Genomic DNA, 18,317 nt, shown 5'->3' with positions numbered 1-18,317 from the left:
TCGGGATCGGCGGGAGTGATCGGCCTCATCCTCCACCTCACCGCACCGATCATCCTCCTCGTCGGGCGCCTCGCGCGGCCCGTTCGGGCGGCGTGCTGCGCTGCCGCGACGATTCTCGTTGACGGAAGGTGTATTGCATACCAGCATTCGACTTAAGACCAGTCCGAAGCGACGGAGAGCGGCCGGGCGCGCCGAGATCGTCCGGGTTCCTGAGGATTCTGCCGGCAACCCAGAGGGAGGTCGCCATGCTGGTCGCGGATCTGATGAAGCTGAAAAACCCGCGCGTGCCCACCATCCGCATGCGGGAAACCGTTGAAATGGCTGCCACTTTGCTGAACCGGGAGCGCATCGGCGCGGTCGTCGTGAAGGACGCCTGCGGCACCGAGGGCGACACCGTCGTCGGCATCTTCTCCGAACGCGACGTGGTTCGCGCCGTCGCCGAGCGCGGCCTGGCGGCGCTGCGGACCCCGGTGGCCGATCTCATGTCGCGGAACATGATCTCCTGCACCATGGACGACAGCGTCGACCATGTCCGAGAGCTGATGGAAACCCACCATGTCCGGCACCTCCCGGTGCTGGAGAACCATCAGCTCGTGGGAGTCCTGAGCATACGCGACGTGCTCTCGCACGATGTGCGGCGGGCCCGCGAAGACTCCAAGGCCTTGACCGAGCTAGGCTTTTCCCAGCCCGGCACCACCCCGGCGCCGCTTCCGCTCTGAGGCGGCGGGCCGGCAGAGCCGGCCCCGGCGCGCTGCCGGGGCGGGCCGTGGCACGGCGGATCAGGCCGGGTGGTGCTCCCGCGCGGCGGGCGCTTCCATGCGCTGGACCCGGTCGATGACCGCCTTCTGCACCTTCTCGAAGGCACGCACCTCGATCTGCCGCACCCGCTCGCGCGAGACGCCGAATTCGGCGGCGAGATCTTCCAGCGTCATCGGGTCGTCCGAGAGCCGGCGAGCCTCGAAGATCCGCCGTTCGCGCTCGTTCAGCACCGAAAGGGCGCCGGACAGCGCGGTGCGGCGGTTGTCCATCTCCTCATGCTCGACGAGCGTGCTTTCCTGGCTGTCGCGGTCGTCGGCCAGCCAGTCCTGCCACTCCCCGCCGCCTTCGACATCGCCGCGGATCGGCGCGTTGAGCGAGGCGTCGCCTGTGAGGCGACGGTTCATGTCGATGACGTCCTGCTCGGTCACGCCGAGCTTGGTGGCGATCTGCGCCACCTGGTCCGGCCGCAGATCGCCCTCCTCGAGAGCGGAAATCTGGCTCTTAGCCTTGCGGAGATTGAAGAAAAGCTTCTTCTGCGCCGCCGTGGTGCCCATCTTCACGAGGCTCCAGGACCGCAGGATGTATTCCTGGATCGAGGCCTTGATCCACCACATCGCATAGGTCGCGAGGCGGAAGCCCTTCTCGGGCTCGAACCGCTTCACCGCCTGCATGAGGCCGACATTGCCCTCGGAGATCACCTCGGATATCGGCAGACCGTAGCCGCGATAGCCCATCGCGATCTTGGCGACGAGGCGCAGGTGGCTGGTGACGAGACGCTGGGCGGCTTCCGGGTCCTCATGCTCGCGCCAGCGGCGGGCGAGCATATATTCCTCCTGCGGCTCCAGCATGGGAAACCGCCGGATCTCCTCGAGATACCGGGAAAGTCCGCCCTCGGCGGACGGAATGGTCATTGCGGAACGGGCCATATGAGCGCCCTCCTTCCTTTCCTCTGGCCCCCTGGATCGGGCGGCCTGGACGCGGTCGCATTCAGCCAACCGCTGATGCATGATACAGCAACCGATACTAAACGCGAAAGCGCAACGGGTTCCCGGTCACGTTGGCTTGAAGCGTTGCGGAAAGGCCCGGTTCAGCCGTGTAATGCGGCTTCGAGCCGCCTCAAATCTTCGGGAAGATCGCTGTCGAAGCTCAGGAATGCGCCCGTGGCGGGGTGTTCGAAGCCGAGCCGGGCCGCGTGCAGCGCCTGGCGGCCCAAGGCCGCCAGCGCCTCCCGCGCCCCGGGCGCGAGCCGGGCGGCCTTGGTGCGGTGGCCGGTGGCGTAGGTCTCGTCACCCAGCAGCGGATGCCCGGCATGGGCCATGTGCACCCGGATCTGGTGGGTGCGCCCGGTTTCCAGCCGGCACTCGATGCGGCAGGCGACCGGCCGGCCGCCAGCATCGGCAAAGCTCGCCTGCCGCTCCCAGTGGGTAATGGCGAAACGCCCGCCGGCCCGCACCGCCATCCTGTCGCGGGAGATGGGGTGGCGGTCGATCGGCGCGTCGATCGTGCCGCGCGGCGCCTCGGGCACCCCCCAGGCGAAGGCGACATAGGCGCGCTCCAGCGGCCCGCTGCGGCCGTGATCGGCGAACTGGGCCGCCAGCCCGCGATGGGTGGCGTCGTTCTTGGCGACGACGAGCAGCCCGGACGTGTCCTTGTCGAGCCGGTGCACGATTCCCGGTCGCCGCACCCCGCCGACGCCGGAAAGGCTGGAGCCGCAATGGTGCAGCAGCGCGTTGACCAGCGTGCCGTCGGGATTGCCCGGCGCCGGGTGGACGACCATGCCGGCGGGCTTGTCGATGACGATGAGGTCGTCGTCCTCGTGGACGATGACGAGCGGGATGTCCTGCGCCGCTGGCGCGGCGGGCTCGGGCGGCGGCAGGGTGAGGGTGAACCGGTCGCCCGCGTTTGCCCGCGCCGAAGCCGAGAAGACGGCCAGACCCTCGCGGCGCAGGTGCCCCGCGGCGATGAGCGCCTGCAGCCGGGTGCGGCTCAGCTCGGGAAGGTGGCGCGCCAGCACGCGATCGAGCCGCTGGCCTTCATCCGGCGGCGCGACGGTGATATCGACGCGCGTGGCTTCCTCCGCGCCGGACGCGGAAAGGGCCTCGTCGATTTCCTCCAGCGGTTCGTCCGGCGGTGCACCCATGACCTCTCCTGATCACGACGAGAAACTCGACCCCGCCCAGGAGCGCGTCCTGCGCAAGCTGCGGGGCTTTGCGGCGTTCTCGGGCCTGCTGATGGCCTTCGGCTTTCTCGCCCTGTTCGGCGCTATCGGATACAGGGTCGTGATCGGTTGGAAAAGCGCGCCGGCGGAGATCGCGGCGACGTTGCGCCTGCCGAAGGACGCCCGCGTGCTGTCAACGAGCGTGGGCGACGGATTGATCGCCGTCACCCTCGAGCGCGGCGGGACCGTCGAGACCCGCCTGTTCGACCTGAAGGACCATACGCCGCGCGGCGTCATCGGGTATGCTGCCGAGCCGTGAGCGCGCCTCCGGCCGGGTTATCCCCAGGCCGCCGGCGCCTCGTTTATTCCGCGTCGCCGCTCTTGATCGCTCGCCGGTTTGGCTCTAATAGCTCGCTCACACCGCGCACGCGCCCATCGTCTAGCGGTCAGGACGTCGCCCTCTCACGGCGAAAACCGGGGTTCGATTCCCCGTGGGCGCGCCAATGCTGCTTGTCTCATGTTATCATCTTCCAAGTACTGAATGATAATGTGATTTATGGTGAGCGGCGTCCCTTTGCTCGTGGGGAAGGCGACGCGTCCACCAATTAAGCTCAGGCGGCTTGACCTGCGTTCCTCGTTCTCGCGCGAAAACAGCTACTTATGACCGCGACTGATGTCGCGAAGCGGGCATTGGTTCAGAAAGCTGCTGCGCCGTCGGGAAGCGGGGAGTTAACGGGCCGATTGCAAAAGCGCCCCGGCGTCGTGGTCCTCGCTGCGGCCGGCATGTGAGCTGTCAGCATCGCGGCGATCAGAGAACGACGGTTGTCAGGCTGTTGCAGGCCCGGCGTGCTCCGGCAGCATGTTCCCGGCGATCTCCATGGCCTCCTCGCGAGAGGTGGCCAGCGTCTGTTCGGCACACCGTCGATATTGAAGCGACCGTAGCGTCGAAAAATTCACGGGCGTTCGCGGGCCCGACGCTGGGAGCAGACCTTCGCGTCGACCGCCCGTTCACGAACGCGCGCCGCGATGGGGGCTTCCGACGTTTTGTCCGAGCGCGTGGCGCCGCGTGGCGACGTCGAGCATCGCCTCCGCCAAGAGCTTCTTGAGCCTGCGGTTTTCGTCATCAGGCGACTTCAGCCGACGCACGTCAGGCACCTCCATCCCGCGTAGCGGGAGCGTCGGTTGCAGAAGGATGGGTCACTGCTCGCGTGCTTGCGGCCGCCGGCTGACGCCCGTCCATGGCGGGCGTCGAGCTTCCTCAGGCGGGAAAGAACCGGTTGGGCGGGCGCGGCAGGCCGAGATGCTCGCGCAGCGTGGTGCCGGTATAGTCGCGCCGGAAGATGCTCCGGCGCTGGAGCTCCGGCACCAGCCTGTCCACCACGTCGTCCAGCCCGGCCGGCAGGAAGGGAAACATGACGTTGAACCCGTCGCAGCCCTCGCTTTCCAGCCATTCCTGCATGCTGTCGGCAACCGAGGAGGGCGTGCCGACGAAGGCCAGCCCCGAATAGCCGCCGAGGCGTTGAGCGAGCTGGCGGACGGTCAGCTGTTCCTCTCGGGCAAGATCAATGGCGCGCTCACGGGCACTTCGGCTGGCATTGGTCTGCGGTATGTCGGGCAACGGTCCGTCCGGGTCGAAGCGCGAGGCGTCGTGGCCGAGGGCGATGGAGAGTGCCGCGATCGCGCTGTCATAGTGCACAAGGCTGTCGAGACGTGCCCGCTTGTCCTGCGCCTCCTCCACCGTGTCGCCAAGGACCACGAAGGCTCCCGGCAGGATCTTCAGGTGCTCGCGCGGGCGTCCCAGCCGGTCGAGCCGCTGCTTCACATCGGCATAGAAGGCGCGGCTCGCGGCAAGATTCCGCGTGGCGGAGAAGATCACTTCCGCGGTTTCGGCCGCCAGCTGGCGCCCCGCCTCCGACGCGCCCGCCTGGACAATAACGGGCCAGCCCTGCACGGGACGGGCGATGTTGAGTGGCCCGCGGACCGAGAAATAGGGCCCCTTGTGATCGAGCGCATGCATCCGGTCCGGGTCGACATAGAGCCCGGACGCGACATCGCGGGAAAAGGCGTCGTCCGCGAAACTGTCCCACAGCCCGGTGACGACGTCGTAGAACTCGCGGGCGCGCACATAGCGCTCGTCGTGCTCCATATGTGTATCGAGTCCGAAATTCAGCGCCGCATCGGGATTGGAGGTGGTCACGATGTTCCAGCCGGCGCGCCCGCTGCTGAGATGGTCGAGCGAGGCAAACCGCCTTGCCACATGATAGGGCGCCTCGAAGGTCGTCGAGACGGTGGCGACCAGGCCGATGCGTTCCGTGACCGCCGCGAGATTGGACAGAAGGGTGAACGGCTCGAAGGAGGTGACGGTATGGCTGCGCTTGAGCGCCTCCACCGGCATGTTCAGCACCGCCAGATGGTCGGCCATGAAGAAGGCGTCGAACTTCGCCTCTTCCAGCCGCCGAGCGAAATGCCGGAGATGGGTGAGGTTGAAGTTCGAGTCCGGGAACGCTCCCGGGTAGCGCCATGCGCCGGTGTGGAGACTGGTCGGGCGCATGAAGGCGCCGAGATGGAGCTGTCGCGAAGCCATGCGCGGATTGCCTGTCTGGGAAGGGGGCTGTCTAGGGAGCGCCACTCTCGGTCTCGTCGACCAGCCGATAGCGGAAATCGCAATGGCTGGCCCCGCCCATGATGGTCTGGGTCCGGACGAGCCGGATGCGTGGGTCATAGCCCTGGCAGAAGACCTCGTCGCGGTTGCACGAGAGGAGATGGCCGATATGCCCGAGCCCCATCTCCTTATAGGCTTCCGCATAGCGACAGCGGTGGACGTTGTAGTCGAACCGCTGGTCGGTTGCGACGAGCACCTCGACGGTCAGCGCGTCGTCCCTGGTCCAGAGCGCCTGCAGATCGCGGAAGGTCGAGAGGCTGGTTCCGCCGACCGTTCGCTCGGCAAAGCCCTTTGCTGCGGCGATGGCCGCGGCCCGGATCGTGCGTTCGATGATGGCCTGCGCCTTTTCCTCGCCGATCTCCTCGCGCATCTGCTCATAGAGCGGAGCGATGATCGCGGCCTCGATGCGCCGCCGCTCCAGTATGCCGATCTCGCCCTCCGTCGGATCAGGCGTCGTCACCCCGGTCGTCTCTTCACTCATGGTCTCAACCGATCATAGGGCCATCCAGCACGGTCCCGCCCTCCACCGTCCGGTCGCATCATCCTGCAGTCTGACATGGCATGGGGTAAAAACATATAAAGTTTATAGTAAAAGGGAACAGCCGGGCGGCCTCCTTCAAGCTCTGCAAACCCTTCCGTCGCAGGCGGGCCGTCCGGTCCGTTCGAGCTGAGCGACCCGTTCAGCCCGGCGCCTTGTGGATGGGGTCTACCCAGTACACCGCCTCCGGCGCCTCGACCGGGTCGACATCGGTGATATTCACCACCACCGCCTCGTTGTCGGAGCGCACCAGCACGCAGTCGAGCGGCTGGTCCGGGTCGGCGTTGATCTCCTGATGCGGCACATAGGGCGGCACGAAGATGAAATCGCCCGCCTCGGCCTCCGCGACATATTCCAGCCGGTCGCCCCAGCGCATCCGCGCCTTGCCGCGCACGACATAGATGACGCTCTCCAGCGCGCCGTGGTGGTGCACGCCGGTCTTGGCGTTGGGCTCGATCGTCACCGTGCCGGCCCAGATCTTCTGGGCGCCGACCCGGGCATGGTTGATCGCGGCCTGCCGGAACATGCCGGGAGTCTGCGCGGTGTTGGGGTCCAGCCGGTCACCGCGGATGACGCGTACGCCATTGTGCTTCCAGTGGTCCTGCGCATGGACATGGGAATGATCATGGGAATGATCATGGGGATGGTCGTGCGAATGCTCGCTCATCGTCTCGTCCTATCATTTGCGCCGCCAGCGCCTGCAGCGGGCGGGTGGCCTCGAGGTCGGGATGCGCTGAAACCCCCGCGAACCAAGGGCCGGCGCCGGGATGGTCGGCGGCCCAATCCTAGTCGGGAAAGCGGAGGTCGAGATAGCCGAGTGCACAGGCGAGCGTGATGGTGCCGATGGTGAGGTCCGCCGGCAACGCTGGCACACACTCCTCGATCTCGGCCGAGCCCGGGCGATCCTGTCGAACTGCCGCTCCTGCCACTGCTCCCGGCGACGCTCAGGCGGGCGGTCGGCCCGTGTGCACCGGCAACGCCGACCTTGCGGGCTTGGGGCGAGATGGGGGAGTAGCAGAGTCGAGACGGCTCTCACCCCTTCCTTCCGCCCGATCGAGACCAGGAGAACGGCACCATGATCGTACGCGACATCAGCGAGCTGAAGAGCACGGACCGCCATGTCATCACGGAAAACTGGAGCAGCACCCGGTTGATCGTGAAGAGTGACGGCCTCGGCTATTCCGTGCATCACACCGTGATCCCCGAGGGACACGAGGTGCATTGCCATTACAGGGAGCATTTCGAGACCAATTACTGCATCGCCGGCGCCGGCGAGGTTCTCGACATCGCCACCGGCGAACGCCACCCGATCGCTGTCGGGCAGGTCTATGCGCTCGACCTGCATGACGAGCACATCGTCCGTGCCCTCAAGGGCGACCTGCATCTGGTCTGCGTCTTCAACCCGCCTCTTCAGGGGGATGAGCGCCACAACGCACATGGCGGCTACGATGCGGCGTGACGGATGGCATGAACCATCGGGGCGCCGCGCCCGGGACGCCCTGTTCCAAGCTTGTCGACGAACAGGGCAGGACGTGCCGTGATGGGCCGTCGGCCGGCGCTGGCGCCGGTCGGAAGGGCAAAATCGGTCTTGCAGCCTCGGCCCCGGTGATTAAACAGGCAGGGCGGGCCATTGGCCGCTCCGGGGCGGGACCGGAGGGCCGTGACTGGAACCGGACGAACGATGTCGACCTCCTCTGCGCCGGCGCCCGGCAGTGCCCACCCCGGCATGCTGAATGCGTTTCTTGCCTATTACCGGCCGCACCGTGCGCTGTTCCTGCTGGATTTCGGCTGCGCCGTGCTCTCCGGGGTGCTGGAACTGTGCTTTCCCATCGCGATGAAGGCCTTCATCGACGTGCTGCTGCCGCAGGGCGATCTGCAGCTCGTGCTGCTGGGTGCCCTCGGGCTGCTGTTCGTGTTCGTGGTGAATGCCGGCCTCATGGCGGTGGTGACCTATTGGGGCCATGTGCTGGGCATCAACATCGAGACGGAGATGCGGCAGCGCGCCTTCGAGCACCTGCAGAAGCTCTCCTTCCGCTTCTACGACAATTACAAGACCGGCCATCTGGTCGCGCGCGTCACCAAGGATCTGGAGGAGATCGGCGAGGTCGCCCACCATGGCCCGGAAGACCTGTTCATCGCGGTGATGACCTTCGTCGGGGCTTTCGCGCTGATGCTGTGGGTGCACCCCCCGCTCGCCTTCCTCACCGCGCTGATCGTGCCGCTGACGGCGCTGCTGGTCGCCCGCTATGGCAGCCGGCTGACCCGCAACTGGCAGGCGCAGTTCGGTCGCGTCGGGGCGTTCAACGTGCGGCTGGAAGAGAATATCGGCGGGATCCGGGTGGTTCAGGCCTTCGGCAACGAGGCCCATGAGCGGGCGCTTTTCGCCCACCACAACGCCGGTTACCGCACGACCAAGCTCGACGCCTATCGGCTGATGGCGGGCAGCCAGGCGCTCAACTACATGGCGATGCGGCTGGTGCAGATCGTCGTGCTGGTCGCGGGGGCCTGGTATGTGGTGCGGGGAGGTCTGTCGATCGGCGGGTTCGTCGGCTTCCTGCTGCTGGTCGCGGTGTTCTACCGCCCGCTCGACAAGATCGCCGCGGTGATGGAGACCTACCCGAAGGGTATTGCCGGGTTTCGTCGCTACCAGGAGTTGCTGGCCACCGAGCCGGATATTGCCGATCGTCCGGGCGCCCGCAGCATTGCGCATCTGCGGGGCGACATCCGATTTCAGGGGGTGCGGTTCGGCTACACCCCGGATCGCCCCATCGTGCGCGACGTGGATCTGACGGTGACGGCGGGGGAGACCGTCGCGTTTGTCGGCCCTTCCGGAGCCGGCAAAACCACGCTGCTCTCGCTGCTGCCCCGGTTCTACGAGATCGACGCCGGCCGCATCACCATCGATGGGATCGACATCGCCGACATGACGCTCGCGGCGCTGCGCCGTCAGATCGGCATCGTGCAGCAGGACGTCTTCCTGTTCGGCGGCACCATCCGCGAGAACATCGCTTATGGCCGGCTCGACGCCAGCGAGGCGGAGATCGTGGCGGCGGCGCGCGCGGCCCGGCTGGACGGGATGATCGCGGAGCTTCCGGAAGGCCTCGACACCGTCGTCGGCGAGCGCGGGGTCAAGCTCTCCGGCGGCCAGAAGCAGCGCCTCGCCATCTCGCGCATCTTCCTCAAGAACCCGCCGATCCTCATTCTCGACGAGGCTACCTCGGCGCTGGACGTCGAGACCGAGCGGGAAATCCAGCAATCGCTGGACGACCTCTCGCGCGGTCGCACCACGCTGGTGATCGCCCACCGCCTCGCCACCATCCGCAATGCAGACCGCATCGTGGTGGTGACGGCGGAGGGCATCGCCGAAGAGGGGCGGCACGAGGAGCTGCTGGCCCGTGGCGGGCTCTATCAGCGGCTCCACCGCGCCCAGTTCGCGGCGTTCGGGCGCGACGAACTCACACGCCCGCCCGCTGCCTGAGCCCTGCTCAGCGCGGCTTGTCGGTCGGCTCGGTGCGTTCGCCGCTGCTCAGCGGGTTGCCGGCGGGAACGGAGCGCGGTGGCTTGCCGCCCGCCTGTTCCTGCGATGTGCCCTGCTGGGCCGGCTTCTTGTCGTCGGTGAAGGTGCCGTCGGCGCCCTTGTGGCCATTATACGCGTCGTTCATGTCGATTCTCCTGTGGTTCAGTCGTCCGCCTTCACGCCGGTCGTGCCGGTGTAGGAAGGCGGATCGCTGGCGGGGAAACTGTCCTCGATCGTCTCGTCGATCTCGGCTTCGCTGCGTTTTTCCTTGTCCTTGTCCGGCGAGGTGGGAGCGTCCCTTGGCGGAAGCTTGGCCTCGGAGGGAAAGGGCGAGCCGGAAATCGGCGGGGTCTCGTCCGCTGCGAGATTTTGAAGGTCCTTGGCTGGCGACGGAGCGGGCATGGGGCTTCTCCTTCTGTGCCGCGCGAGATGTCGCGCAGGGGGACAACGCCACCGGGCCAGCATGTTTCCCGCGAAATGTCGGCGAGGCCCTCGGCGCCATCTCACCTTTGGGCATGACCATCCGGCACGTCAGAAGGTCTTAGGTCGGAAGGCTTATCTTGGCTTCACCGATCGTCTATCTTGCGCTGATACGGCAACAGGGCCGATGCAACGGTCCGGGCGGTTATGAGGGGGGAATGCCGGGATGGGAGCGCTGCTCGCCATCAGTCGAGCCATCGACTGGTTCAACGAACGTTTCGGCCGCATCGCGGATTACTGCGTCCTCGCCGCCTGCCTCATCAGCGCTGGCAACGCCACGGTGCGCTATCTCTTCAGCTACAGCACCAACGGACTGCTGGAAATCCAGTGGTACCTGTTCGGCGCCGTCGTGCTGCTCGGTGCGCCCTACACGCTGAAGATGAACGAGCATGTGCGGGTCGACCTCGTCTACATGATGCTGTCGCCACGGGGCCGGCTGTGGCTTGATACCGCTGGCTTCATGCTGATCCTGATTCCGGCGGGCATCTATCTCACCCTGTTGAGCTGGCCGTTCTTCTGGCAGGCCTTCGTCTCGAACGAGGTGTCGCAGAACGCGGGCGGGCTCATCCTGTGGCCGGCGAAGCTGTTGCTGCCGCTGGGCTTCTCGCTGCTGACGGTTCAGGGCGTCTCGGAGCTGATCAAGCGCATCGCCGCGCTGCGCGGGCTGCTGGAGATCGAGACCGACTACGAGAAGCCGCTGCAGTAACGCGTTCCCGACGCCGCGCCCCTTCATCTCCCGCAAAACCGACGAGCTGCGCATGTTCTCTCACGGCATAATGCCCCCGCTCATGTTTGGCGGCATGATCTGCTTCATGCTGGCGGGCTTTCCCGTGGCGTTCTCGCTGGTGGCGGTCGGGCTGTTCTTCGGCACGCTCGGCATCCTGACCGACCATTTCCACCCCAGCTTCCTGCAGGCGCTGCCATTCCGCTTCTACGGCATCATTTCCAACGACCTGCTGCTTGCCATTCCGTTCTTCACCTTCATGGGCGCGATCCTGGAGCGGTGCGGGCTGGCGGAGGATCTGCTGGAGGGGACGGGCAAGCTGTTCGGCAAGATACCGGGCGGGCTTGCCTATGCCGTCATCATCGTGGGGGCGATCCTCGGTGCGATCACCGGCACGGTCGCCGCCTCGGTGATCGCCATGGGCGTGATCTCGCTGCCGGTGATGATGCGCTATGGCTATGACCAGAAGCTCGCCACCGGCGTGATCGCGGCATCCGGCACGATCACCCAGCTCATCCCGCCCTCCCTGGTGCTGATCGTGCTGGCGGAACAGCTCGGCAAGCCGGTGGGCGACATGTATCTCGGCGCGATCGGGCCCTCCATCCTGCAGGTGCTGCTGTTCCTCGCCTATGTTCTGGTGCTCTCCTTCATAAAGCCGTCCTCCATGCCGCCGCTGCCGCCGGAGGCGATCGGGGAAGGGGGCTGGCCGCTGATCCGGCAGGTGCTGTGGGGCATGGTGCCGTCGATCGTCCTGATCGCGCTGGTGCTCGGCACGCTGGCCCTCGGCCTCGCCACCCCCACGGAGGCCGGCGCCATGGGCGCGGTCGGCGCCATCGTGCTGGCGGCGCTGCACCGCCGTCTCACCTGGCCGCTGATCCGTCAGGCGATGGCCTCGACCATGCGCCTCACCGCGATGGTGGTGTTCATCCTCATCGGCGCGACCGTGTTCAGTCTCGTGTTCCAGGGAATGGACGGTTCGCGCTGGATCGAGCACCTGCTGTCTCAGCTGCCCGGCGGTCGCGTCGGCTTCCTCGTCTTTGTCAATGTCTTCGTCTTCTTTATCGCCTTCTTCCTCGATTTCTTCGAAATCGCCTTCATCATCATCCCGCTGCTGGTGCCGGTGGCGGTGAAGCTGGACATCAACCTCATCTGGTTCGGCGTCCTGCTCTGCGTGAACATGCAGACCGCCTTCATGCACCCGCCTTTCGGCTTCGCGCTGTTCTACCTGCGCGGCATCGCGCCGCCCTCGATCCGCACCTCGCAGATCTACTGGGGCGCCATTCCGTGGCTCGCCATGCAGCTGATCCTCGTTGTCATCGTGATCATGTGGCCGGAATCGGTAACCTACTGGATCGGCGGCGGCCCCACGGTCGACCCGGCCCATATCGAGCTGAACCTGCCCTCCGCGGACCTGCCGCCGCTCGACATGGAGCCGCCGAAGTTTTGATCGCTAGCGCGCCGGACGGAGCGTGGGCTGGAAATGGCGCACGCTCAGGAAGCCGATGGCGCCGAAAAGCACCAGGACCACTCCCTGCGCCGCCCCGAAGGCCGGATCAGCGGGCGTGGGCGCAAGGGCATTGAGCGCGGGAATCTTCGCGAAGGCCTGCGCCACCCCCACGAAGACCAGCAGGTAAAGGCTGGCTACGAGGCAGGCCGCATAGATGCCGCGCCACAGCCCGGCGAGCCGGAAAACGAACCGCGCCGCGAGCGCCGCGGCCAGCACGGCCAGCGCGATGCCGCCGACGATGTGCGACGGCAGCACCATGGTGAAGGGCAGCAGGAAGCCGGTGACGCTGGTGCCGATCGCGGTGATGAGAAAGGCGGCGGTCCAACCCGCCCGCACCTGGTTGGCCAGCAGCGCCGCCACCACCGGAATGCCGGTGGCGATGCCGATCAGGCTGAGCCAGGTGTGAAAGCCTACAAGCGTGGTCGGATCGAACATGGCCGCGTCCCCCTTGCCCCGTGCCGGTTCCCGACCGAGTGTGACCTATTTGCGGCTGAATGCCAGAGCATCTGCACGCCAATGGCGTGCGCGCAGGCAAGAAGAATGCGGCACCCCCGCCTTGCCGGAGAAGGTCGGCCTCTGCCAATCTGCCGGGCACGCTCAAATCGGTGGCAGTGACGCTCAGGAGTTCCGACATGCCCGTGCCCAGCGACAATCTCCGCATCCGCAGCGAACGGCTGTGGGACAGCCTGATGGAGATGGCGACGATCGGGCCGGGACTGCGCGGCGGCAACAACCGCCAGACCCTGACCGACAGCGACCGCGAGGGCCGCCTGCTGTTCGCCCGCTGGTGCGAGGAGGCCGGCCTCAGCCTCGGCGTCGACGAACTGGGCACCATGTTCGCCCGTCGCGAGGGCACCGACCCCGAGGCGTTGCCGGTGATGCTGGGCTCCCATCTCGACACCCAGCCCACCGGCGGCAAGTTCGACGGCGTTCTCGGCGTTCTCGGCGCGCTCGAGGTGGTGCGCACCCTCAATGACCTCGGCATCCGAACCCGTCGGCCGATCGAGGTGGTGAACTGGACCAACGAGGAAGGCGCGCGCTTCGCCCCGGCCATGGTGGCTTCCGGCGTCTATGCCGGGGTCTACGACCTCGCCTTCGCCTATGGCCGCACCGATGCCGAAGGCAAGGTGCTGGGCGAGGAGCTGGAGCGCATCGGGTTCAAGGGCGAGGAGCCGGTGGGCGCCCGCAAGGCGCATGCCTATTTCGAGCTGCACATCGAACAGGGGCCGATCCTTGAGGATGAGGGCCTCGACATCGGCGTTGTCACCCACGGCCAGGGGCTGCGCTGGATCCAGATCACCCTTACTGGCCGTGACGCCCATACCGGCTCGACCCCGATGCCCAAGCGGGTGAATGCCGGCCTCGGCGCGGCCCGCATCCTGGAACTGGTCGACCGCATCGCCTGGAGCCATCCGCCGCTGGCCGTGGGGGCGGTCGGCAAGCTCGACGTCTATCCCAACTCCCGCAACATCATTCCCGGCAAGGCGGTCCTCACGGTCGATTTCCGTCATCCCGACCTCGCTGTTCTGCTCGCCATGGAGGCGGAGCTTCGCGAGGGCGCGGCGGCGATCGCGGCCGAGATGGGCCTCGGCTTCTCGGTCGACGAGGTGCAGGGTTTTGACCCGGTCGCGTTCAATCCGGCGCTGGTGGGGCGCGTGCGCGAGGCGGCGGGCCGGCTCGGCTATACCCACCGCGACATCGTCTCGGGGGCCGGCCATGACGCCTGCTGGTTGAACAGGGTGGTTCCTTCGGCGATGATCTTCTGCCCCTGCGTCGATGGACTCAGCCACAATGAGGACGAGACCATCACCCCCGCATGGGCCGCGGCCGGCACCGACGTGCTGCTCCACGCGGTCCTCGAAACCGCCGAGATCGTGTGAGGATCGGATGAGCGTCGTCATCAAGGGCGGCACAATCGTCGCCGCGGATCGCTCCTATGAAGCCGACGTGCTGATCGAGGGCGAGACCATCGCCGCCATCGGGCCCGACCTTTCCGGCGATACCGTGCTGGACGCTGCCGGTGCCTATGTCATGCCCGGCGGCATCGATCCCCACACCCATCTGGAAATGCCCTTCATGGGCACCCATGCCGCCGAGACCTGGGAGAGCGGCACCTTCGCCGCGCTCTCCGGCGGCACGACGCTGGTGGTGGATTTCGTCATCCCGGAGGGAGAGGGCCTCATCGGCGCGCTCGCGGCGTGGGAGGCGAAGGCGACCCGCCAGGCGTGCGCCGACTACTCCTATCACATGTGCATCACCGGCTGGTCGCGGGCCATCTTCGACGCCATGCCCGAGGTGGTGTCGAGGGGCATCAACAGCTTCAAGCACTTCATGGCCTACAAGGGCGCGCTGATGGTCAATGACGACCAGATGTTCGCCTCCTTCCAGCGCTGCGCCGCGCTGGGTGCCCTGCCGCTCGTGCATGCCGAGAATGGCGACATCGTTGCCGCGCTCCAGCAGAAGCTGCTCGCCGAGGGCATCACCGGGCCGGAGGGGCACGCCTTCTCGCGTCCGCCGGAGGTGGAAGGCGAGGCGACCAACCGCGCCATCATGATCGCCGATGCCGCAGGTGTGCCGGTCTACATCGTCCACACTTCCTGCGAGCAGGCGCACGAAGCGATCCGTCGGGCGCGGCAGAAGGGGATGCGTGTCTATGGCGAGCCTTTGATCCAGCATCTCACCCTCGATGAAAGCGTCTACAGCCACCGCGACTGGGATCACGCCGCACGGCGGGTGATGTCGCCGCCCTTCCGCGACAAGGCGCACCAGGACGGGTTGTGGGCGGGGCTGGCCAGCGGTTCGCTCCAGGTGGTCGCCACAGACCATTGCGCCTTCACGACGGCGCAGAAGCGCATGGGTGTCGGCAACTTCACCCGCATTCCAAATGGGACGGGCGGGCTGGAAGACCGGCTGCCGATGCTGTGGACCCGGGGCGTCGAGACCGGGCGGCTGACGCCGAACGAGTTCGTCGCGGTCACCTCCACCAACATCGCACGCATCCTCAACATGTACCCGCGCAAGGGGGCGGTGCTGCCGGGGGCGGATGCCGACCTCGTGGTGCTGGACCCCGGCCTGTCCAAGACGATTTCCGCCGCGCGGCAGAAATCCATCATCGACTACAACGTGTTCGAGGGCATCGAGGTGCGCGGGCTGCCGCGCTACACCCTCTCGCGCGGCGAGGTCGTCTACGCGGAAGGGCGGAACCATACGCCCCGCCCCGGGCGCGGGCGCTTCGTGCCGCGCCCGGCTTTCCCGGCGGTGAACCGGGCGCTCTCGACCTGGAAGGATATCGTCGCGCCCCGCGCGGTCAGCCGCAGCCCCGAGCACATGCCCATCGGGGTGTGAACGGCCGACCGGGTTCCGCGGCCGGCGCCGGTCAATCGTCGTTGGAGGCGTTCAGCGCCGCGACCTCCAACCCCTCATCCGCTTCGGTGGTGGCGCGGCCGGCGGCGACGAAGGCGGCGAAGTCGTCGCCATGGTCCGGGTGCCAGCGCGAAAGCGGGGGGCGGTTCTCGACGATGTCGCCCGCGGCCCAGAGGATGCGGCGCTCGTCGAGCGCGCGGTCGACCTCGTTGTCCGGGCACAGGATATAGAAATCGCCGGCCTCCAGCGCCGTCATCATGAAGTCGACCGTCTGCTCGGCGGTCCAGGCGCCGGCCGGCTTCTCGGCGCGCCCGTTCGCCGTAAGCGAGGTGAAGACGAAGCCGGGGATCAGCAGATGCGCGCTGACCCGGCAGCCGGGCCGGTTGCGCAGCTCGTGCTGGAGAGCCTCGGTGAATACCTTCACTCCGGCTTTGGACACGTTATAGGCGGGATCGCCGGGCGGGGTGGTGATGCCCTGCTTGGAGCCGGTATTGATGATGAGGCCCGGCACTCCGGACGCCGCCATATCGGGGGCGAAGACCTGCGCGCCATTGATGACGCCCCACAGGTTGGTGGCGATCACCCGCTCCCAATTGCCGAGCGGCCCGAAGATGCCGCTTCCCGGCTGGGTGCCCGCATTGTTCATGACGATCTGGGGTGGCCCGAAGGCAGTGTGCACTTCCGCACGCAGCCGCTCGACATCGGCCCGGCGGCTCACATCGGCCGGCACGGCAATGACCGAGCCCGCACCACCGGGGGCCAGTGCCGCCAGCTCCGCTCCGGCGCTCTGCAGCCTCTCGCCGGGAAGGTCGGCGACCGCGACCCGCAGACCCATGCGGGCAAAGCGCGCGGCGGCGGCAAAGCCGATGCCTGAGGCGCCACCGGTAACGACGGCGACGTTGGAAGCGGTGAAGGCGGGGTGGGTCATGAAACTCTCCAGTCGAAGCGGACGGTTCTGCTGGCATATAGGTAGCGCCGCCGCCGGGGGCGAGCCGGCCTTGCGGCAGTGCACGCATTCATTCGCAATGTCGGGGGTAGGGATCGGCGGGGAATTGGGGCATAACGCGCTCCGCCCGCTGCGCCGTCTTCCGCCCCAGCCTTCCCGAAAGTCGTCATGTCCGATCCTGCCTCCGCTTCGCCCTCCGCCGCCACCGAGGCGGTCCCCCTTCATGGCATGTCGTTTGGTGTCTTCGTGGCGTTCATCGCCTCGCTGATGGCGACCAACGCCATGGCGATCGATTCGATGCTCCCGGCGCTGCCCGGCATCGGTGCCGCGCTCGGCATCGAGGCGGGAAACCACGTCCAGCTCGTCGTCACCGCCTATCTCCTGGGCTTCGGCGGCGCTCAGATCGTTTACGGCACCTTGTCCGACCGTTATGGCCGGCGCCCCGTGCTGATCTTCGGCCTGGTGCTCTACACCGTCGCCTCCATCGCAGCGATGTTCGCGCCGAGCTTCGCGGTGATGATGGTGGCGCGGGTGCTGCAGGGCGTCGGCGCCGCGGCGACCCGCGTGCTCGCCACCTCGATCGTGCGGGACTGCTATTCCGGCCGACAGATGGCGCGGGTGATGTCGCTGGCCTTCATCGTGTTCCTGGCGGTGCCCATTCTCGCCCCGAGCATCGGACAGCTGATCCTGCTGTTCGCGCCCTGGCGCGGTATCTTCGGTCTGCTGGTGCTCTTCGGCGTGGTGACGCTGAGCTGGGTGCTGCTCAAGCTGCCGGAGACGCTGCACCCGGAAGACAGAACACCCATCTCGCTGGCCGGCATCCGCCATGCCGCCGGCACCGTGCTGGGCAACCGGGTGACGGTATTCTATTCGCTGGCCATGACGATGGCGATGGGATGCCTTTTCGGCTTCATCAATTCCGCCCAGCAGATTTTTGCCGATGCCTTCCGCGCGCCGCACCTCTTCACCACGGTGTTCGCGCTGATCGCGTTCTTCATGGCGCTGTCGTCGCTGCTCAACGCCCGCATCGTCGGACGGCTGGGCATGAGGCGGGTGTCCCACACCGCCTTGCTGGGCTTCATCCTCGTCGCCGTGGTTCACGGCATCGCGGCTGTGACCGGATATGAGACGCTGTGGGTCTTCGCGGTGCTGCAGTCCGGGATGATGTTCTGCTTCGGCCTAATGGCATCGAACTTCAACGCCATTGCGATGGAGCCCGTGGGGCATGTCGCAGGCACCGCCTCGTCCCTCATCGGCTTCGTCAGCACCGTGGGCGGCGCTCTGCTGGGCTTTGCGCTGGGACAGCATTTCGACGGCACCACGCTTCCGCTCACCGTCGGCTTCGGGGTGCTGGGCGGTGCGGCGCTCGTGCTGGTGCTGATCGGCGAGCGTGGCCGGCTGTTCCGCTCCGGCCAGCCCTCGGCCCGTGCGGCCGACTGACGCCTCGGGCAGGGCTGGTGGCCGGCGGTAGCCGCGCCAGCTTCCGCCCTTTCTTCAGCCGTGAACGTTCTGTGGCGTTTCCCGGGCAGGAAAGCGTCGGGATAAACACGTGCATCGTCTCTCATGTCAAAAGGGAACAGAGAAGAACGACCGACGTTGAGAAGCACATCGTAAGCGTCGTCCCGGCGGCACCTTCATAGGTTGGGCGTGAAAGCGCAGTCTG

Annotated in this window: 18 protein-coding genes, 1 tRNA gene and 1 pseudogene; 10 read left to right on the top strand and 10 right to left on the bottom strand. The window is 66.9% G+C overall.

Annotated features, from left to right (window positions below):
• The first annotated feature begins 245 nt into the window (after window positions 1–245).
• Entirely contained in the window at window positions 246–719 is a 474-nt protein-coding gene (locus tag KHC27_RS05105) for a CBS domain-containing protein (protein ID WP_246519666.1), read from the top strand.
• A gap of 60 nt (window positions 720–779) precedes the next feature.
• On the opposite strand, the gene rpoH is transcribed toward KHC27_RS05105, so the two are convergent.
• Together rpoH and KHC27_RS05095 are read right to left on the bottom strand one after the other, a co-directional pair.
• Window positions 780–1,685, bottom strand: coding sequence for an RNA polymerase sigma factor RpoH (gene rpoH, locus KHC27_RS05100; RefSeq protein WP_213335854.1), 906 nt, complete (start codon window positions 1,683–1,685; stop codon window positions 780–782).
• 161 nt (window positions 1,686–1,846) lie between these two features.
• Window positions 1,847–2,899: an RluA family pseudouridine synthase gene (locus KHC27_RS05095; protein WP_213335852.1), complete on the bottom strand. Its 1,053-nt coding sequence runs from the start codon at window positions 2,897–2,899 to the stop codon at window positions 1,847–1,849.
• Between KHC27_RS05095 and KHC27_RS05090 the strand changes: the two genes are divergently transcribed.
• Both KHC27_RS05090 and KHC27_RS05085 read left to right on the top strand, forming a co-directional pair.
• Window positions 2,898–3,236, top strand: coding sequence for a hypothetical protein (locus tag KHC27_RS05090; RefSeq protein WP_213335850.1), 339 nt, complete (start codon window positions 2,898–2,900; stop codon window positions 3,234–3,236). The genes KHC27_RS05095 and KHC27_RS05090 overlap by 2 nt on opposite strands.
• Before the next feature lie 109 nt (window positions 3,237–3,345).
• Window positions 3,346–3,420: transfer RNA gene (locus tag KHC27_RS05085), tRNA-Glu, on the top strand.
• Between the two features lie 535 nt (window positions 3,421–3,955).
• Here KHC27_RS05085 and KHC27_RS21545 read toward each other — a convergent pair.
• From KHC27_RS21545 to KHC27_RS05070, 4 genes and pseudogenes are all read right to left on the bottom strand, one after another.
• Window positions 3,956–4,134, bottom strand: a pseudogene (locus KHC27_RS21545) (IS3 family transposase); the annotation flags it as partial.
• 41 nt (window positions 4,135–4,175) lie between these two features.
• Window positions 4,176–5,501: an LLM class flavin-dependent oxidoreductase gene (locus tag KHC27_RS05080; protein ID WP_213335848.1), complete on the bottom strand. Its 1,326-nt coding sequence runs from the start codon at window positions 5,499–5,501 to the stop codon at window positions 4,176–4,178.
• A gap of 31 nt (window positions 5,502–5,532) precedes the next feature.
• A complete protein-coding gene (locus KHC27_RS05075; RefSeq protein ID WP_213335846.1) occupies window positions 5,533–6,060 on the bottom strand; it encodes an L-2-amino-thiazoline-4-carboxylic acid hydrolase in 528 nt (175 codons plus the stop codon).
• Between the two features lie 199 nt (window positions 6,061–6,259).
• Complete coding sequence (locus KHC27_RS05070) at window positions 6,260–6,784, bottom strand: cupin domain-containing protein (protein WP_213335844.1); 525 nt, start codon at window positions 6,782–6,784, stop codon at window positions 6,260–6,262.
• 408 nt (window positions 6,785–7,192) lie between these two features.
• On the opposite strand from KHC27_RS05070, the gene KHC27_RS05065 reads away from it, so the two are divergent.
• Together KHC27_RS05065 and KHC27_RS05060 are read left to right on the top strand one after the other, a co-directional pair.
• The gene (locus KHC27_RS05065) at window positions 7,193–7,576 is read left to right on the top strand and encodes an ectoine synthase (RefSeq protein WP_213335841.1); all 384 of its coding nucleotides are present in this window, start codon (window positions 7,193–7,195) and stop codon (window positions 7,574–7,576) included.
• A 267-nt stretch (window positions 7,577–7,843) separates the two neighbouring features.
• Window positions 7,844–9,595, top strand: a complete 1,752-nt coding sequence (locus tag KHC27_RS05060; protein WP_213335858.1) for an ABC transporter ATP-binding protein — start codon at window positions 7,844–7,846, stop codon at window positions 9,593–9,595.
• A 7-nt stretch (window positions 9,596–9,602) separates the two neighbouring features.
• On the opposite strand, the gene KHC27_RS05055 is transcribed toward KHC27_RS05060, so the two are convergent.
• Together KHC27_RS05055 and KHC27_RS05050 are read right to left on the bottom strand one after the other, a co-directional pair.
• A complete protein-coding gene (locus KHC27_RS05055; RefSeq protein WP_213335838.1) occupies window positions 9,603–9,779 on the bottom strand; it encodes a hypothetical protein in 177 nt (58 codons plus the stop codon).
• A gap of 17 nt (window positions 9,780–9,796) precedes the next feature.
• The gene (locus KHC27_RS05050) at window positions 9,797–10,036 is read right to left on the bottom strand and encodes a hypothetical protein (protein ID WP_213335836.1); all 240 of its coding nucleotides are present in this window, start codon (window positions 10,034–10,036) and stop codon (window positions 9,797–9,799) included.
• Window positions 10,037–10,280: 244 nt separating this feature from the next.
• Between KHC27_RS05050 and KHC27_RS05045 the strand changes: the two genes are divergently transcribed.
• Complete coding sequence (locus KHC27_RS05045) at window positions 10,281–10,820, top strand: TRAP transporter small permease subunit (protein ID WP_213335834.1); 540 nt, start codon at window positions 10,281–10,283, stop codon at window positions 10,818–10,820.
• A gap of 52 nt (window positions 10,821–10,872) precedes the next feature.
• Window positions 10,873–12,285, top strand: a complete 1,413-nt coding sequence (locus tag KHC27_RS05040; protein WP_213335832.1) for a TRAP transporter large permease — start codon at window positions 10,873–10,875, stop codon at window positions 12,283–12,285.
• A gap of 3 nt (window positions 12,286–12,288) precedes the next feature.
• Here KHC27_RS05040 and KHC27_RS05035 read toward each other — a convergent pair whose 3' ends face one another.
• Window positions 12,289–12,780, bottom strand: a complete 492-nt coding sequence (locus KHC27_RS05035) for a hypothetical protein (protein ID WP_213335830.1) — start codon at window positions 12,778–12,780, stop codon at window positions 12,289–12,291.
• A gap of 197 nt (window positions 12,781–12,977) precedes the next feature.
• Here KHC27_RS05035 and KHC27_RS05030 point away from each other — a divergent pair, with 197 nt between their 5' ends.
• Both KHC27_RS05030 and hydA read left to right on the top strand, forming a co-directional pair.
• Window positions 12,978–14,225: a Zn-dependent hydrolase gene (locus KHC27_RS05030; protein WP_213335828.1), complete on the top strand. Its 1,248-nt coding sequence runs from the start codon at window positions 12,978–12,980 to the stop codon at window positions 14,223–14,225.
• 7 nt (window positions 14,226–14,232) lie between these two features.
• Window positions 14,233–15,690, top strand: coding sequence for a dihydropyrimidinase (gene hydA / locus KHC27_RS05025; RefSeq protein WP_213335826.1), 1,458 nt, complete (start codon window positions 14,233–14,235; stop codon window positions 15,688–15,690).
• A gap of 31 nt (window positions 15,691–15,721) precedes the next feature.
• On the opposite strand, the gene KHC27_RS05020 is transcribed toward hydA, so the two are convergent.
• A complete protein-coding gene (locus KHC27_RS05020; protein WP_213335823.1) occupies window positions 15,722–16,636 on the bottom strand; it encodes an SDR family NAD(P)-dependent oxidoreductase in 915 nt (304 codons plus the stop codon).
• A gap of 186 nt (window positions 16,637–16,822) precedes the next feature.
• Between KHC27_RS05020 and KHC27_RS05015 the strand changes: the two genes are divergently transcribed.
• Window positions 16,823–18,094, top strand: coding sequence for a multidrug effflux MFS transporter (locus KHC27_RS05015; protein ID WP_246519665.1), 1,272 nt, complete (start codon window positions 16,823–16,825; stop codon window positions 18,092–18,094).
• Window positions 18,095–18,317 lie beyond the last annotated feature (223 nt).

It is taken from the genome of Ancylobacter lacus (assembly GCF_018390635.1).
Lineage (GTDB): Bacteria > Pseudomonadota > Alphaproteobacteria > Rhizobiales > Xanthobacteraceae > Ancylobacter > Ancylobacter lacus.
This window is presented reverse-complemented; position numbering and strand designations above follow the sequence as displayed.